Genomic DNA, 264 nt, shown 5'->3' on the forward strand with positions numbered 1-264 from the left:
CTATTTCAATTTTTAACGAGTATGACTATGCGAGAAATAAAGTTGAAAGATGAGGAATTACATTTTGAATCTTGTCAGCAGTTTATAGGATTGTGGTGGCAAGAAGGGTATGAAAAAGGTGAAAGAAGATATCGATTAAAGCTTCATTAAGACAAGCATAAACTTTCCTCTTGACCCATATAAGTAATTAGTGGGACTAGCTGGAGGAGGAAAGGTATGAAGAGAATTCGAATTATCTCTTTTGCACTCGCTGCGGGTGTATTG

General features: G+C 36.4%; 1 protein-coding gene. It reads left to right on the plus strand.

The window, feature by feature from the left end; all coding sequences use genetic code 11:
- A partial coding sequence (locus tag KVT27_RS25050; RefSeq protein ID WP_217582214.1) for a DUF2521 family protein occupies positions 1-150 on the plus strand: 150 nt, incomplete at its 5' end.
- Positions 151-264 lie beyond the last annotated feature (114 nt).

The sequence above is a fragment of the Lysinibacillus sp. GbtcB16 genome (genome assembly GCF_019091145.1).
GTDB classification, from domain to species: domain Bacteria; phylum Bacillota; class Bacilli; order Bacillales_A; family Planococcaceae; genus Lysinibacillus; species Lysinibacillus fusiformis.